The following is a 16,222-nucleotide window of genomic DNA, read 5'->3' as shown; positions in this document are numbered from 1 at the left end:
AAACGTATGTTGGGTAATAGCAAAATATTAAAGTATTTTCAAAAAGGAGATAGATTTATATCTCCTTTTTGTATTCTGGCGCTTGCCGGATTTTTTTTTCTTGCCTGTGAACCCAGTGATAAGAAGAAAGGGAAACCCTACACCGGGCCTATTGAAATAACGAATGGTGTAGAACTAAAATATAGTGAACAGGGTCGGATGAAGGTTTTACTGAAAACACCTAAGCAGCTTCGCTACCAGAATGAAGACAAAGTTTTTCCGGATACGATCAATATCAATTTTTATGATCCTTTGGGTGTAACGGTCGTTACACGATTACGGGCTGATTCTGGCCGCTTTGATCAACGGAAAAACGTTTATATTGTCAAAGGGAATGTAAGAGTAGTAAAATCTCTGACAAAAGAATTGCTGACTACAACCGAATTAACGTGGAGCCCTGATACTAAAAAGGTGTTTACTGATAAGTTTGTATCCGTGAAAAACGTCGTTACGAAAGATATAATCAACGGAAACGGAATGGATGCCGACCAGGATTTTTCTCACATAAAATTCAGGAAAGGCACATTCAAGATGAAATTCAACGAAATTTAACGTTTCACGCAGTCTATGAGTGCTTTTGTTACAGTAGCAATAGGCGTGTAAACGCTGTCTTTACCCCACTTCATATTTACATAAGTTATCACTTCTGCAATTTCAAGTTCCTGTAATTTTGGATTTGCGGGCATCGGCCGGTTAAACGGTTTTCCATTAACTGTAATCGTTCCTTTCATGCCGTATTTCATAATGCAGGCCATAGCAGCCTTATCCTGAATTATTTTGGATCCATCCAAAGGCGGATACAAATTTGCCATTCCCTTTCCGTCGGCCTGGTGGCAATTGGCGCAGTTCATTGTATAAATTTGGTAGCCTTCCGCAAAGTATTGCTCTGTTTTCAGCTCTTGTTCACTTTGGCATGAAAATACAGTGAAGGCCGACAAGACAAATATTACTTTTTTTATCATGAAATTTACTGTGTCGCAGAGCGCACTATTTTTTATATTCTTCTAATAATGATTTTATTCCCTGGATCAGTTTTTGAGTTCCTTCCTCAGTTGTTCCATCATACATTCCACGAATATGTTTTTCCTTGTCAATTAAAATAAAAGCTCCGCTGTGCAGAAATCCTCCTTCGGCAGTTTTATCTTCCTGAGCAGCTGATAAATAACTTTTTTGTCCGATTTCATAAATTTTTTCCTTTGGGCCGGTCAGAAATTGCCATTGTTTTCCTTCAATACCCAAATCTTTCGCAAATTTATTCAGTACCTGAGGCGTATCATGTTCCGGATCGATTGTATGAGAGAGAATCATAACATCCGGATTATCCCTGAATTCTTTATACACTTTCACCATTTGTCTTTTCATAACCGGACAAATGGTAGGGCAGGAGGTGAAGAAAAAATCGGTAACGTAAATTTTATCCTGAACGATTTTTTCTGTCACAGTATCTCCATATTGATTTGTGAAACTAAAAGGAGGTATTACATTATAAATTGTATCAGTGACTTCCTTTCCATCCACTTTTTTGGTTACCCAGTCACGTTCTCCCAAGATCGGTAATTTCTTGCTGCCATTATCACAACTTGAAATTAGAGCCACCACAAGAAGGATAATTAATTTACTGTAACCAATATTTCTTAAGCTACTCATATACTTTAATCTAAAAATGTTTTTGCTTCCTGAATGTTTTTGGAAGTAATTTCTTTTACGTCAATAATTCTTTTCTTCTGTGTTTCGAAATAGAGGATTGCCTCTTCCGGTTTAAGTTTTTTTGCCGAATCTCCGCGATATTCGTGCATCCAATCCATCATCAGCTTATCAGATTCGTTCAGTTTCTGATTAATTTCTGTGGCTTTAATACGCTCTTCTGCGATATTATTGCCTGCAATTCCTTCATTCTGCAAACTATCCATGTGAACAATTTTTTTGGAAAGCTTGGATTTTAGCGTCATGATATCATCCATCCAGGGCATCACTTCATCGTGGATTGTCATCACTTCACCTTCCAGTTCCAACACTTTGTCGGCATCTTTATTGCAGGACGAAAGGGATAAAGCAATCCCGAACGCAAGAACATATTGTTTCATAATATTGAGTTTATGAGGGTTATTCAGTAATATTTTACTCTTTTGAAATCATTTCACGGGCATTATTTATTACCGATTCAGTCGGATTATGCCCGCCAATCATTTGTGCAATCTCCATCACGCGTTCGTCAACAGACAATTTTTTTATTTTACTAACCGTTTTTGCAGATGAATGATCTTTGTAAACAAAATAATGTGCCCTGCCACTGCTCGCTATCTGGTGTAAATGCGTGATGGCAATAATCTGATGGTTATCGGACATTTTGATCATCATTTTTCCCATTTTTTTAGCGATTTCTCCTGAAACACCGGTATCAATTTCGTCAAAGATAATGGTAGGAAGTTTACGTCTGTCTGCCAGAATGTATTTAATTACCATCATCAGACGAGAAAATTCCCCACCCGAAGCAACCTGTCTCAATTCTTGTAATGGCGTCCCTTTATTACCGCTGAAAAGAAAAGCAATGGAATCAATACCATCATTTGTTGGTTGGGTTTCTGTGATTTTTATTGACAAAGCAGCATTCGGAATGCCAAGTTCAATTAATCGTTCGATAATGAGAGTCTCAATGGTTTTGACAACTTTCTGACGTTCTTTGGACAAATTAGCCGCGCTTTTCAGCATGACTTCCTCTGTTTTTACCGCTTCTTTTTTTGCTTTAAGTAAAGCTTCGTCCAGATTTAAAACCGTACCAACTTTTTTTTCCAGATCTTCCTGAATTTTAAGAAGTTCGTCGACAGTAGTGGTATGATGCTTTTTTTGTAACTGGTAGATTAAATCCAGGCGTTCGTGAACAAGCTGGCTTCTGCCTTCATCGATTTCAACGGAAGTACTTACGCCGTCAATCTCATCCGCTAAATCTCGAAGTTCGATCAGGCAACTCTGAGCTCTTTCACGTAAAGAATCATATGCCGGAACGAGGCGGCTTGCCTGGGAAATTGCTGTAACTGTATTTTTGAGATAATCCAGAATTGAACTGTCAGGATTGTCAAGATAGGAATAAGCTAATTGAAGCTTCTCCCGGATTTCTACCGCATTTTCAAGTATTGTAAGTTCTTGTTCAAGCTTAGTTTGCTCATCGCTGCGCAAGTCGGCGTTGGCTAATTCCTGATACAAAAACTGATCATAATCAAAAGCTTTTCGCATTTGAACGGCTTCTTTCTGCAAAGAATCATATGCTTTGGCGGCTTCCCTGTAAGCCTGGAAATGTTTACGGTAAGCATGAAGCAAACCATAATTTTCTGCATAAGTATCTACAACCTGCAATTGAAATTCATTGCTTCCAAGCAAAATCGAATCATGCTGGGAGTGAATGTCAAGAAGCTGGCTGCTTATTCTTTTAAGCGTATCAAGGTTAACCGGCGTATCATTAATGAAAGCGCGTGATTTTCCAGCTACCGAAATTTCTCTGCGTACAATGCATTCCTGAGCAAAATCAAGATTTTCTTCTTCGAAATTGGGAGCAAGATCATAGCCTGATAAATCAAAGCTACCCTCAATGATACACTTTTCAGCCGGATCGTAAAGCGATTTTACGTCAGCCCGGTTGCCAAGCAAAAGGCCAATCGCGCCAAGCATAATGGATTTACCTGCGCCCGTTTCTCCCGTAATAATATTTAATCCCGGATCAGGCGACATTTCCAGTTGCTTGATCAGGGCGTAATTTTTAATAAGTAAATTTGAGAGCATGCCTTTGTAAGCAGATTGTCAACGTTGGTGAGAACAAGTCAGAATAGTATCAGAAAGGTTCGTCTTTGATACGAATATAGCTATGTTATCAACAAATAGGAAACGGAAGTTGTTTCTGAAACGTTTTTTTAACACAACCAGTGAATTAAAACGGGTGGAAGTGGTATCAACTCTATGATTACTTCTTGTCCTTATAATCGTAAACGACTTCAAACAAATCCTGAATGGCCAGTTTATGCGTATGCTGACGTGTATCCTGCAAAGTCAGATGCTCATTTGTAACAGACATTAATTTTCCGAAATAGGTATTTCCGGTCCGTAATATAGCGTTAAGTTCCAGTCCTGACAGGTTAGTTAATTCTGATGCTATATTTTTTGAAGCGATTCGAATCAGGCGTTTGCTCATACTATTAGATTTTGGTGATCGAGTTACAGCGAGAGTAATGCCAGTTTATTGTGACAATTTCTGATAAAGCTGTGTTTTAGAAGGATCCAGGCTTACCAATATGGTTTGTGCTGTTTTGCGTTCTTCCGGATTTGCCTCTTTTAAAATACTATATATTTCGTCAGATTTAGAATCGAAAAATGAATTTACCACAACACTTCCTGGCCGAAGCTGAGCAACGGTTTTAATAGAAGTGAGCAAATCCATGGTTTTTGTTCGTGTCTGCGCAGGATTTTCGGTCGCAACATCAAGTCCCTGACGATAATATGCGTATAATCCTTCACGAAAAGGAATAAATTGCTGGCTCATCAAATTTTCGATTAACCAATATCTGTTTCTTGAATCCGCACTTTTCCGCGTATCCCAGCCTCTTCCAGGCGAAGATGCATTTGAAGCCAAATTGGCCAAATTGAATGCTTTTTGCATATACGGAGAACCTCCCAGTTTGCTAAAAGAATCGAAATCAAAAATCAATGCTGTGTATGCGTAGAAAGCCAGAATGAAAGGCAGCTCATCCGTATAGCTGTTTTCGTTAAAATATAACTGTGCGGTTGGAAGATAGTTGAACGTGAAACTTCTGTCTACATAATTGAAAAGTACCGTTTCATAACTTGAATTAAAAACCGGGCGTGCAATAACCAATTGAGCAGTTCCTTCATAAGCTCCTTGAGTAACGGAGCGCGTCAGATTGATATTCAGCTTACATTTTATTTTTTCATCTTTTGTAAACGTCTCTCTTGTCCAGCTGGTATTATTTAAAAAATCGCTGATATATGCCTGAAGTTTTGTCATAGATGCAGGATCAGTCTTTTGCTGAGCTACCAACTGATCGTAATTCAGACTGACAGTGAATTGGAGTTCCTGGGCATAAGCACTTCCTGAAAAGATGCCAGTTATACAACAAAAAAGAAATATTAACCTTTTCATACTTCGCTCCATTTATTCAGAATAATATTTAAAATGTCTTGTGCTACTTCCTGTTTTGATTTTAATGGAAAACTGTAAACATTTTCCGATTTATCAATAACGGTAATTTTGTTGGTATCGTGTGCAAATCCTGATCCGGCATCGTTTAATGAATTCAGGATGATATAATCAAAATTTTTGCGATGTAATTTGTCAAGTGCATAATCCATTTCGTGCTCGGTTTCAAGAGCAAATCCGACCAGAATCTGTCCGTCTCTTTTCTGCTTTCCAAGAGTTCCGGCGATATCGGTGGTTTTGATTAATTCGAGTTTCATCTCGTCACCCTGCTTTTTTATTTTTTGATCTGCAACCTGAATCGGAGTGTAATCAGCTACTGCCGCAGAAAAAATTACAAGATCAAATTGAGAAAAATATTCCTGCGTGGCTGCAAACATCTGCTTCGCCGTTTCAATTTTTGTAATTGAGACTCCGTCGGGAACGGGTAAATTGGTTGGACCGCTGATCAATCTTACATGTGCTCCGGCACTAGCAAAAGCTTTTGCAATAGCATATCCCATTTTTCCAGAGGATCGGTTGCTGATGTAACGCACCGGATCGATTGGCTCAACTGTCGGGCCGGCTGTGATGAGTACTTTTTTAGTTTTTGCAATCGGGTGTTCGGCAAAATGGGTAACAAGACGGGAAATTATTTTTTCAGGTTCTGCTAATCTCCCTTCACCTATCAAACCACTGGCCAGCTCGCCAAATTCTGCTTCAATTAATTTATTTCCGTAGCTTAAAAGACTTTCAATATTTTTTTGTGTTGAAGGATGACGGTACATATCCACGTCCATGGCAGGTGCGAAAAATACCGGGCAGCGGGCAGAAAGATATACAGCTGTTAACAAATCGTCACAGTTTCCAGCAGCGCATTTTGACATCGTCCTTGCTGTTGCAGGCGCTATAACCATAATATCTGCCCATAATCCTAACTCGACGTGATTATTCCAGGTACCGTTTTCTGATTGGGTAAATGCAGTATAGACCGGGCGTTTTGAAAGAGTACCCAGTGTCAGGGCAGTGATAAACTGATGTGCAGAATCCGTCATAACGACTTGTACTTCTGCCCCTTCTTTTACAAGTAACCTGACCAGTAATGCTGATTTATACGCAGCAATACTGCCTGAAACGCCAAGCAATATTTTTTTGCCTTTTAGATCCAACCTTTTAAATGCAATAGCACGTTTACGTTTATGAGAGTGGTGGAAGCCGGAGAAAACACATCCGGTTAAATAAATAAGCTGTTTCTTGACAAAAACAAAAACCAGCCGTACGAACAAAATTAATGTTTACGGCTGGTTTTATTATCAGAAAAATAATCTTATTCTTCGGTAGTATCTCTGTAACTGTGATAAGTCTTTCCATCAATAAATTCATCGATAGCCATACTGCCAGCTTTTGGCATACGTTCGTAGAATTTAGAGATTTCTATTTGCTCACGGTTTTCAAAAACTTCTTCAAGATTATCAACACCCGAAGCAAACTCAGCAAGCTTGTTATTGAGTTCCTCTTTCATTTTGCTTGATATCTGACGGGCTCTTTTAGAGATTATCGATACCGACTCATATAAATTCCCTGTTACGTCAGCTATTTTGTCCGTATCGCGGGTAATGATGGATGGATTCGTTGCCATGCTTACTTTGATGATATAGTTTAAAAATCTTTATATAAAACCGGAAACCGGTCAGTCTAGTTCTGTTTTTGTTCAGGAGCTGTTGAAGCTGTAACTTTCGTTGGCTTCGAGCCTGAGTCTGGCTGAACTTCCAGTAGTTTCTGGCGTTCTTTTTCTGCTTTTGCTATGATTTCAAGTTCTTTGATACTGGTGTCATACATCTTTTCAGCGTCGCGAAGATATTTGCCGGTTGGATATTTGTCTACAAGTTCTTTGTAATATTTAACAACGTCAGTATATCGGTCTTTTTGTTTCAGATAAAGACTGTTCGAAGCCAGATTGTACTGTGATTCAACTTTCAGGAATGATAATTCTTCATTATACTGAGAATCAGGAAAATCTTTACGAAAGTTATCAATGGAAATAACCGCAGCCTTAAGCGACATCATATTGAATTCACTGATCTTATAATACAATTTTGCCTTGTCATATGCTTTCAGTTCAAGCTTCTGACGAAGTTCAAGGATATAACGAGTGCACTCATCACGGAAAGTACTCTGAGGATAGGCATTTACAAAATCCTGCATCGCTGAGATCGCGGTAAATGTACTGGCCTGGTCCAGATTATGCGGAGCAGAATCTTTATACAATGAAAACGCATGCATATATAATGCCTCCTGAGCGAAATCACTTCTTGCATACGTATCGTAAAACTTTTTGAACAGAAACTGGCTGGTATTATACTGGCCCTGCTGATACTGGGTGTACGCATAATAAAACTGCGCTAATTCAGATTCATTACTCCCTTTAAGCAAAGGAATAAGCTCTTCAAATAGAAGCCCTGCACGGTAGAAGTCGCCCTTCTTATAATAAGTCATGGCGGCGTCATACTTCTGTTGGTCTGTACCTGTCTTCTGTAATCTTGAAAATTTACTACAGGAAGTAATGAAAAGTACGGCAAAAATAAGCAAGAAGTAACTTGCAAAATTGTTTTTTAGCATAATAGCTGCAAAGATAATAAAAAAGCTACAACATCCTTAACGAATGTGTAGCCGAATATAGTATTGTTAATTTCTATTGCTGATGGCGAACGAGCATTTTTTTTGTTGCTACCTTTTTTCCTTCTAATGCCAGCTGATAAAAATATAAGCCTGTTGACATTTCCCGCGTGTTTATACGAAGTTTGTTGTCATTTTTCACCAATGGATATTCCGCCATTTGCGAGCCTAAAACGTTATAAACTATTAATTTTGCGTCTCTTAAATCCGGAGAAATTGTGTAATCAACCTCGGCATATTCACTTGCCGGATTAGGATATATATTAGACACCGTTATTTTATCACTTGTATATAGCTGCTCTTCAGCACGTGTTGTTGATTCAATTCCGGCAGATCGTTTTTCAACATTTTTTTCGACAACTTCGGTAGTCGAAACAGCAGTACTTTCAACAGAAGCTGTATTTGAAAACAAAAGAGTGCGGTAAAAATTATTCAGCGCCATCGGCTTCTGAACAGAAAGTGGTTTATAATTGAGTACTTCCGGAACATGAGAAAATTTCAATTGTCCGCTTGTTAAGGATTTCTTTTTAGGAGATAGGTTTAGCCTGCTACCGTTAACAGTAGATTGGGCTTGGATTCCCGTCCAGGCAAATAAGATACATATAGTAAGACAGAGTATAGTTCTTTTCATAGCTGTAAAACAGAATACTTTTAATAACTTCTTTCACGCTCATTAAAAAGTACGTTACAAAAATATAGAGAAAAAATTGGAACTTCAAAATATATTGTGTGACCGGGCACTTTTATTTTTCAATCTAAAATAATCGTGCCTAAAATAAGCTTGCTGGCTGATTTTTAATTATTCGAGCCATAATGTTTGCGATTTGGTTGGTTTGTCTTTGATTCGCCAGTTAAAACCATCTAATTGCCTTTCTGCGGGTTTAATTTGCCTTGGCGGAATTAACTTTCCATCCGGTTTTGTGATAAAAGCAATTCGATTTACACGATTATCTACAAAAAGAAGGTTCATTTTTCCACACTCTACCCGATTAAGGCCAATCATTTTTTCTTTGTCATCAATCGCGTAATAAGCGCTTTCACCATTTCCATCAACCAAAACCTGCTTTAACTTACTTTCTGCTGCAAAATAAGCGTTGATTGTCCGCCCTTTTACCTGATTAAACTGCGATACAAGCGTGTCTTCGGTAATCACAAATGCTTTACTTCTCAGCAACATCCGGTGTATCGCATTATTGACAAGAAATGCACTGATCGTGTCACCTTCCATTTGGTAATGCTGATTACTCCACAGAATCGGTTTTTTGAAAAACAAAATTGTGGAATCGGCTGTATTATAACTTATTGAATCACATTTTCCCTGAAAATCCGATTTGTAGATATACACATTTTTCTCACCTACAAGTCGCCGCGTGCTGTCTCTTTTATTTTCAAAAGAATACAAAGTATCAGCTCTTATATACAGCGTATCTTTTTGAACTACATTTCGAACATAAGCATGACCGTATATTTTCGAAAAACCTTCTGCCTTCCGGTAAAAACCATGATCTCCATTCAGGATTGTGTTATCCTTTTTGGCTACCATGACAACATTTCCTTTGCCCTGACCATTATTTTTTTGCCCTTCAACAAAAAGCGAATCGGCCGTTAGTGTGTAAGTGTCGTTGTCAACAGTGGTCCTGGTTTGAAAAACAGATTCTCCTGTTAATGAATTATATTGTCCTTTTTTGCTATATAGTGTTCCGTCTTTATTTACAATTTTACTGGGGCCATTAAAATAGGACCACTTTGTGACGGAATTATAGAGTAAAGTATCGGTCGTGAGTGTATATTTTTTATTAACAAGTTTTACCTTCTTATAATATCTGAATTCTTTCGTATTCGTATTATAAGTGCCCTCATTGCTTGTAAGGACATTTTCTATATCAACTGTCCGACCCGGAACTTTATAGTATGCAATGCCATTTGCCATGTCATACTCAATTTTTCGGGTTGTCAGCGTACTTTTTCTATCTTTCAAAACTGCCTTGCGACCGCTTACTATCGCGTACCTTGTGTTACCAAAATAATGAAGTGTATCGCCTGTTACAGTGATCGTGTCACCCTGTACAATCCTGACATTTCCGTAAGCTTCAATGATGTTTGTACTTACATTCTGGATAGCCAGATCACTATACATTAGTGCACCTTTGTGTTTGAAAATTCCGTTTGTTACACGCCGGCTATCTACCCCGTTTTCACTGATCAATTCGAGTTCATCGGATTTTAAAAGTTCCACAATATCAGATTGTTGCCCAGTTTGTGGCGGAGATGTAACCTGCTGCGCCATGATATTCGGCGAGGCAAACAATAAAGTAAAGAACGTCAATCTTATTACCTGATCTTTGATTGATATGACGCGTAAAAGTTTAAAAGGGTTGCAAACTTTTATAAATAATTTTTTCTTCATGTTGCTGTGGTTTCTTTTACCTTTGAAATGGGTAATTGTACCTGATTCATTGTGTTGGCGGTAAAAGATATCTGTTGATATTTTTCCAAAATTACACCAAATACATCTCTTCAGATCATGTTGGAGTCTTTTTTAACTTTTATTAACCAACAAAAGTTGGGCCTTTCTGAGAAATCAACTCTTTTAACAGTAAGTGGGGGAGCAGATTCAATAGTTTTGGCTCATTTATTTTATCGGGCTGGTTTTTCCGCTTCCATTGCCCATTGCAATTTTGGACTGAGGGATAAAGAATCGGATGGGGACGAATTATTTGTAAAGCAACTGGCTGAACAATATGGTTTTCCGTTTTTTGTTACCCGATTTGAAACAAAAAAAATTGCTACTCAGCGAGGAATTTCCACGCAAATGGCAGCCAGAGATTTGCGTTATGAATGGTTTGAAGAAGTAAGAATATCTCAAAATCTGGATTTTATAGCCACGGCGCATCATGCTAACGACACCTTTGAAACTGTATTACTGAATTTGACTAGAGGTACCGGGCTTGCGGGATTACATGGAATTTCGGTAATAAATCAAAGCTTGATACGCCCGCTGTTATTTGCATCAAAGGAACAGATTTTGCAATACATTGTTGATAATCAACTAGTTTTTCGAGAAGACAGTTCTAATTCCAGTAATGCTTACAAACGTAATCTGATCAGGCACGAAGTTGTGCCCGTTTTGAAAAAGATGAATCCGTCTTTGGAAAAAACATTTGGAGTTACGTCGCAGCGGCTTAAATCGGCAGATGTATTGCTGAACAATTTCCTGAAAGACTGGCAAGTGAGCGTTACTGAGAATGTTCAAGGAGATTTGCATATTTCTATTGCTGCAATCTTAAATTCACCAGAACCGGTTTATAGATTATGGTTTATTTTAGAAGAATTCGGTTTTAGTTACTCCCAGGGTCAGGAAATATTTCGAGCAGCAGAAGGAGTGTCGGGAAAGGTATTTTATTCCGGTTTACATCAGATTTTGAAAGACAGAGATTTTTTTATCGTTTCAAAAAGGGAAAATTCTGTGGGAAATGATGAATTAATAATAGATCAGCCTGAGGGAATATTTAAAACGGGCATGTTGATTTTTGAGATAAGAAAATTTTTGAAAACGAATGAATTTAAGATTGATAAGAAAGCAGATTTAGCCTATCTCGATGCCGAAAAACTAGTTTTTCCATTGACAATCAGAAGCTGGGTTAAAGGCGATCATTTCTGTCCATTTGGGATGAAAGGGAAGAGTAAAAAGATCAGTGATTTATTAATTGACCTGAAACTAAACCTTAATCAAAAGCAAAAAGTTAAAATTATAAGTAACGGAAACGGAGATATAATGTGGGTAATTGGTTTGCGAACATGTGAAAAATATAAAGTCACTGACATGACCCGGGAAATTATTGAGGTTAGTGTAAGAGAAGAACACTGATTTATCCGATTTGTAAATACCGAAATAAAAACTTCCAAAAACTGCATTATTTTTTTTACTACTCAGCATCCTTCCAAGAACCTAGTAAAGAAGTGGTTATTTAATTTGTTCGTAATATTGAAAAATAAATTCGAATAATATTTTTAATGAGCTATTGCAGGTGAAATAAATCTGTTTACCTTTGCACCACGTTTCGGATATGCTGAAACACACACAGAGAGATGGCAGAGCGGTCGAATGCGGCGGTCTTGAAAACCGTTGTAGGGTAACCTACCGGGGGTTCGAATCCCTCTCTCTCTGCCAAATACAGTAACAAAAAACATCAAAACCCTGTAAATAAAACATTTACAGGGTTTTTTGTTTTTGAGAATGACCAAAAAATGCATATATTCTCAATGTTGTAGTGAGCTTCTGGTGAGCACTTGTCCTGAAAACCAAAGTGCTCACCAGAATGCTCGTAACTTTTTGAATATAAGCCTGTTCAGAGGATAAACATCTTGATTTTTGAAGGACTGCAGTTGTATTTTTAATCACTTAAAAACGCAAATGTTATGCTTACAAAAAACTTTTCACTGCTTTTCTATCTGAAAAGACGCAGTAACTATGTCAGCGGAAACCTTCCCATCTACATCCGTATCACCATCAATGGCAAGCGCGTGGAGATTACCGCCCAGCGTGAGTGCGAGCCTAAAAAATGGAATATCGCCGCAGGGCGTAAGAATGGCACCAAAGAGGACGTACGAATTCTGAACGCTTATTTGGACACGCTTCAGGCGAAGATCTATGAGATACACCGAAGGCTCGTGGAGGCTGACGAAGAGATCACAGCCGAGATCATTCGCAATCATCTGAATGGGACGGCAGCCAAATCAAGGTTTATTATAGCGCTTTTCCAGGAACACAATGACCGTGTAGCAAACCTTGTCAATAAAGACTTCGCTCCGGGAACATTGACGCGCTACAAGACGACACTTGACCACAGCCGCGATTTTATTCGATGGAAATACAAAGCCGATGATATCGATATTTTCAAGCTCAATCATGAGTTTATAACTGATTTTGAATACTGGCTTAAAAGCGTCAGAAATATCGGACATAACACAGCGATCAAATATCTGGCTACTTTTAAAAAGATCGTGATCATTTGTATCAAAAACGGCTGGCTTCCAAGAGATCCATTCCATGCTTATAAGATGAGCAAGAGAGAGGTAGATAGAGCCGCGCTTACAGCCGAGGAGCTTTCCAAAATTTCAAAAAGAAGATTTGATCATCAAAGGCTTAGTCAGGTACGCGATATTTTTCTGTTCTGCTGCTACACCGGCCTTGCCTACATTGATGTGTACAAAATGAGCCGGACTGAAATTATAACCGGAATTGATGGAGAAAAATGGCTTGTGATTAAAAGGCAGAAAACGGACACGCCTTCGCGTATCCCACTGCTTCCACAGGCGCTTTTTATTCTTAAAAAATATGATAAGGATCCTCAGTGCGAAATCAAAGGGCAGCTTCTACCAGTTCTCTCTAATCAGAAAATGAATTCTTACTTAAAGGAGATCGCGGTGCTCTGTCGGATAAATAAGGTGATCACTTTTCATTTAGCTCGACACACTTTTGCAACGACAGTCACACTGACCAATGGGGTTCCGATGGAAAGTGTTTCTAAAATGCTTGGCCACCGGAATTTGAAAACCACTCAGCAGTATGCGAAGATCGTTGATGTGAAGGTAAGTGAGGATATGAAAAAGCTGAAGCAGATATTGAAATAGTTTCATTGAGACAGCACCGGAGTTCAGCTCTGGTGTTGCTCATGACTTTGGTAGAGTAAAGGTTGGGCTTCTTTCGAAGAAGCTTCCAGGCTATATGCCTTAAATATCTGAGAAGTAAAAGTTGACATATTTTGTGAATTTTTCGTATCTTTATATATGTCTGTGCAGGACAATAAAAAAAATGCAAAACAGATTGTAGCCGTTCGAGGTGTAAATAAGATTGAGCTTATTCTGCATAAGGGATTTAATTTCAAGTGGGAAATTATTGATCCTGAAAAAGTTTTTAAACTGGCATTGGCAGAAAATGATGAAACCATCGGCCTGATGGCACTCGCGTTATTTGATTCGGAACAAAGAGTCGAAATAAAGCTCATAGAATCGTCAGCTGGGAATATCGGCAAGAATAAATTCTATAGTAGAATCGCAGGTTGTCTTTTAGCGCACGCAGCGAGAATGGCAGTTACTAGGTATGGTGCCACAGCAGCAATTTCACTTGTTCCCAAAACGCAACTCATCAACCATTATATAAGAGAGTACGGATTTCAAATTGCAGGTAAAAGTCTTTTTATGGAAGGTAAGTCGTTGATTAAACTAATAGATGAGTATGGCAGATGATAAATTGTTTGATGATCTTTTGAAACAGCATGGCGCAAAAGAGCTTGCTCAAAGCCATGTTTTTCCAGTAATTCTTGATGCCAAGGAGGAGCAGGAAACAAATGCATCTTTACAGGAAACACTAAGTCTAAAAAGATCCTTGATTACTTTAGAAGATGAACTTAGGTTGAGTTTGATGCAATTACGTTTTCAGATTGAAGACTATTTAAATGAAGATTACTTTGATCCGAAAAAGACAGTGGGGTTTTTCTTAACAGAGTATATCCGAAATTTAGGTAAGAAGCAAAAAAGTCTGGCTTCGGAAATCAATGTTAGTGCGACGGAAATAAATCAATACGTCAAAAACTCAAGAGCCCTACCCATAGAAATAATGGTTAGGCTGGAGTTGCATAGCCATGGTGTCATACCAGCAGAAGATTGGCTGGCACTTATTTCGAAGGAAAAATTTCATTTATTAAAAGCAAACGAATCGCTTAGACAGCAGCAGAAGCAGTTTGTTATTATTTAAGCTGCACTTGCTAAGTTTAATGATGCGTTAAGCCAGTATCTGGAGGTTGAGGGTTCGAAGTCGTCTCCCTCCCATTTAGAAGTTTTTAAAATCAACAAAATGCCTGTAAATCAATGATTTACAGGCATTTTTGCTTTTGGCGTATATGCCAAAATATGCAAAAATTCCCATTATTTCCAGCGTCATTCTTGGAGTTCGATGAAAAACGCAAAAAAGACGCTGGGAAGTGTTAATTCATTGATTTGCAAGATGTTTATGTAATGTACATCTTGATTTGCAAGCGCAGCGGCTCGATATTTATCACTTAAACGCTAGCGTCATGTTGGAAAACAGTTTCGGTTTGTTGTTTTATTTAAAACACGCCAAGAATCAAAAAGATGGTTTACGTTATGTTTACCTTAGAATCACAGTCGACGGAAAATCGGCAGAATTATCTACAAAGCAGCTTTGGAGCTCTTCAAGCTGGAGTATTGACGCCGGACGTGCGACCGGCAACAAAGAGGATTCAAGAACCCTCAACGCGTATTTGGACACACTAAGCTCCAAAGTTTTTCAGGCTAAGAAAATGCTTATCGAAGATGACAGAGAATTATCTGCTGAGGCTTTGAAAAATATTTTGCTTGGAAAAAGCAATGAAACAAGAACGATCCTGGAGGTTTTCCAATACCACAATGAACAGATGGCAGCACTGGTAGGAAAAGAGTTTGCTCCACTTACTCTAAGCAGGTACAAAACTGCCCTAGAGCATACGCGCTCATTTATTCAATGGAAGTATAAAATGGACGACCGACGGATCAGCGACCTTGATTTTGAATTCATCTCAGAGTTTTCCTTCTGGCTTCGGAGCGCACGCGGCTGCAATCATAACTCGGCTATCAAGTATATGTCTAACCTGAAAAAGATTGTGCTGATCTGTGTTAATAATAAATGGTTAAAAAATGACCCGTTCCAGGGATTCAAACTGACTAAAAAGGAAGTTGTAAAAAATCCGTTGTCACGGGCAGAGCTCAAACGCCTTACAGAAAAGGAATTTGAAATGGATCGCCTTAGCAACGTCCGTGACATCTTTCTTTTTTGCTGTTATACCGGACTTGCCTACGTTGATGTAAAGCAATTGAAACGAACAGATATTGTTACCGGAATGGATGGAGATCTTTGGATCGATACGACTAGACAGAAAACCGATGCGGCCACCAGGATTCCGCTGCTCCCAACGGCTCTGGAAATAATGAAAAAATACGAAGATGATCCTTTGTGCAGTAACCGGGGTGTTGTGCTCCCAGTTTTAAGCAACCAGAAAATGAATGCTTATCTGAAAGAGATTGCAACCTTATGCGGGATTTCCAAGACGCTCACTTTTCATATCGCCCGTCACACTTTTGCGACAACGGTGACGCTCAGTAATAAGGTGCCTATTGAAACGGTCTCAAAAATGCTTGGGCATCGGTCTTTGAAACAGACGATGATTTACGCTAAAATTCTTGATGTGAAGATTAGTGAGGATATGAAAGCGCTGAAGGAGAGGTTGAAAAACGGGTAGAGGCAGTGACTAAGGACGTTATCTCAAAACT

At 38.6% G+C, this 16,222-nt stretch carries 17 protein-coding genes and 1 tRNA gene; 7 read left to right on the top strand and 11 right to left on the bottom strand.

Annotated features, from left to right (window positions below):
- Positions 1 to 6: 6 nt before the first annotated feature.
- The gene (lptC, locus tag FDK13_RS07735; protein ID WP_137339421.1) at positions 7 to 591 is read left to right on the top strand and encodes an LPS export ABC transporter periplasmic protein LptC; all 585 of its coding nucleotides are present in this window, start codon (positions 7 to 9) and stop codon (positions 589 to 591) included.
- Here the strand turns inward: lptC and FDK13_RS07730 are convergent.
- The 11 genes from FDK13_RS07730 to FDK13_RS07680 form a co-directional block, all read right to left on the bottom strand.
- Positions 588 to 1,001 (bottom strand): c-type cytochrome, encoded by a 414-nt coding sequence (locus FDK13_RS07730; RefSeq protein ID WP_137339420.1) that lies wholly within the window; start codon positions 999 to 1,001, stop codon positions 588 to 590. The two genes, lptC and FDK13_RS07730, sit on opposite strands and share 4 nt — an antisense overlap.
- 25 nt (positions 1,002 to 1,026) lie before the next feature.
- Positions 1,027 to 1,686, bottom strand: a complete 660-nt coding sequence (locus FDK13_RS07725; RefSeq protein ID WP_137339419.1) for an SCO family protein — start codon at positions 1,684 to 1,686, stop codon at positions 1,027 to 1,029.
- 5 nt (positions 1,687 to 1,691) lie between these two features.
- The gene (locus FDK13_RS07720; RefSeq protein ID WP_137339418.1) at positions 1,692 to 2,123 is read right to left on the bottom strand and encodes a viral A-type inclusion protein; all 432 of its coding nucleotides are present in this window, start codon (positions 2,121 to 2,123) and stop codon (positions 1,692 to 1,694) included.
- 34 nt (positions 2,124 to 2,157) lie between these two features.
- Positions 2,158 to 3,813, bottom strand: a complete 1,656-nt coding sequence (gene recN, locus FDK13_RS07715) for a DNA repair protein RecN (RefSeq protein WP_137339417.1) — start codon at positions 3,811 to 3,813, stop codon at positions 2,158 to 2,160.
- A gap of 178 nt (positions 3,814 to 3,991) precedes the next feature.
- Entirely contained in the window at positions 3,992 to 4,219 is a 228-nt protein-coding gene (locus FDK13_RS07710; protein ID WP_137339416.1) for a hypothetical protein, read from the bottom strand.
- A gap of 45 nt (positions 4,220 to 4,264) precedes the next feature.
- A complete protein-coding gene (gene porD / locus FDK13_RS07705; protein WP_229215948.1) occupies positions 4,265 to 5,185 on the bottom strand; it encodes a type IX secretion system protein PorD in 921 nt (306 codons plus the stop codon).
- On the bottom strand, positions 5,182 to 6,387 hold the full coding sequence (gene coaBC, locus FDK13_RS07700; RefSeq protein ID WP_137339687.1) for a bifunctional phosphopantothenoylcysteine decarboxylase/phosphopantothenate--cysteine ligase CoaBC: 1,206 nt from the start codon (positions 6,385 to 6,387) through the stop codon (positions 5,182 to 5,184). The genes porD and coaBC overlap by 4 nt, the downstream gene beginning before the upstream one ends.
- A 158-nt stretch (positions 6,388 to 6,545) precedes the next feature.
- Positions 6,546 to 6,857 (bottom strand): DNA-directed RNA polymerase subunit omega, encoded by a 312-nt coding sequence (locus FDK13_RS07695; RefSeq protein ID WP_137339414.1) that lies wholly within the window; start codon positions 6,855 to 6,857, stop codon positions 6,546 to 6,548.
- 56 nt (positions 6,858 to 6,913) lie between these two features.
- Positions 6,914 to 7,837: an outer membrane protein assembly factor BamD gene (locus FDK13_RS07690; RefSeq protein WP_137339413.1), complete on the bottom strand. Its 924-nt coding sequence runs from the start codon at positions 7,835 to 7,837 to the stop codon at positions 6,914 to 6,916.
- Positions 7,838 to 7,910: 73 nt separating this feature from the next.
- The gene (locus tag FDK13_RS07685) at positions 7,911 to 8,525 is read right to left on the bottom strand and encodes a T9SS type A sorting domain-containing protein (protein WP_137339412.1); all 615 of its coding nucleotides are present in this window, start codon (positions 8,523 to 8,525) and stop codon (positions 7,911 to 7,913) included.
- Positions 8,526 to 8,693: 168 nt separating this feature from the next.
- Entirely contained in the window at positions 8,694 to 10,301 is a 1,608-nt protein-coding gene (locus tag FDK13_RS07680) for an OstA-like protein (protein ID WP_137339411.1), read from the bottom strand.
- A 117-nt stretch (positions 10,302 to 10,418) separates the two neighbouring features.
- On the opposite strand from FDK13_RS07680, the gene tilS reads away from it, so the two are divergent.
- The 6 genes from tilS to FDK13_RS07650 all read left to right on the top strand — a co-directional run bounded on the left by tilS (position 10,419) and on the right by FDK13_RS07650 (position 16,191).
- Positions 10,419 to 11,762 carry a tRNA lysidine(34) synthetase TilS gene (gene tilS / locus FDK13_RS07675; RefSeq protein WP_137339410.1) on the top strand — a complete coding sequence of 448 codons (1,344 nt, stop codon included), beginning with the start codon at positions 10,419 to 10,421 and terminating at the stop codon, positions 11,760 to 11,762.
- A 215-nt stretch (positions 11,763 to 11,977) separates the two neighbouring features.
- Positions 11,978 to 12,065, top strand: a tRNA-Ser gene (locus FDK13_RS07670).
- Positions 12,066 to 12,313: 248 nt separating this feature from the next.
- The gene (locus FDK13_RS07665) at positions 12,314 to 13,528 is read left to right on the top strand and encodes a site-specific integrase (RefSeq protein WP_137339409.1); all 1,215 of its coding nucleotides are present in this window, start codon (positions 12,314 to 12,316) and stop codon (positions 13,526 to 13,528) included.
- A gap of 156 nt (positions 13,529 to 13,684) precedes the next feature.
- On the top strand, positions 13,685 to 14,143 hold the full coding sequence (locus FDK13_RS07660) for a hypothetical protein (protein ID WP_137339408.1): 459 nt from the start codon (positions 13,685 to 13,687) through the stop codon (positions 14,141 to 14,143).
- The gene (locus tag FDK13_RS07655) at positions 14,133 to 14,651 is read left to right on the top strand and encodes a hypothetical protein (RefSeq protein ID WP_137339407.1); all 519 of its coding nucleotides are present in this window, start codon (positions 14,133 to 14,135) and stop codon (positions 14,649 to 14,651) included. Before FDK13_RS07660 ends, FDK13_RS07655 begins: the two co-directional genes overlap by 11 nt.
- A 319-nt stretch (positions 14,652 to 14,970) precedes the next feature.
- Positions 14,971 to 16,191, top strand: coding sequence for a site-specific integrase (locus FDK13_RS07650; protein ID WP_137339406.1), 1,221 nt, complete (start codon positions 14,971 to 14,973; stop codon positions 16,189 to 16,191).
- Positions 16,192 to 16,222: the final 31 nt, after the last annotated feature.

The sequence above is a fragment of the Dyadobacter frigoris genome (genome assembly GCF_005280585.1).
GTDB lineage: Bacteria > Bacteroidota > Bacteroidia > Cytophagales > Spirosomataceae > Dyadobacter > Dyadobacter frigoris.
This window is presented reverse-complemented; position numbering and strand designations above follow the sequence as displayed.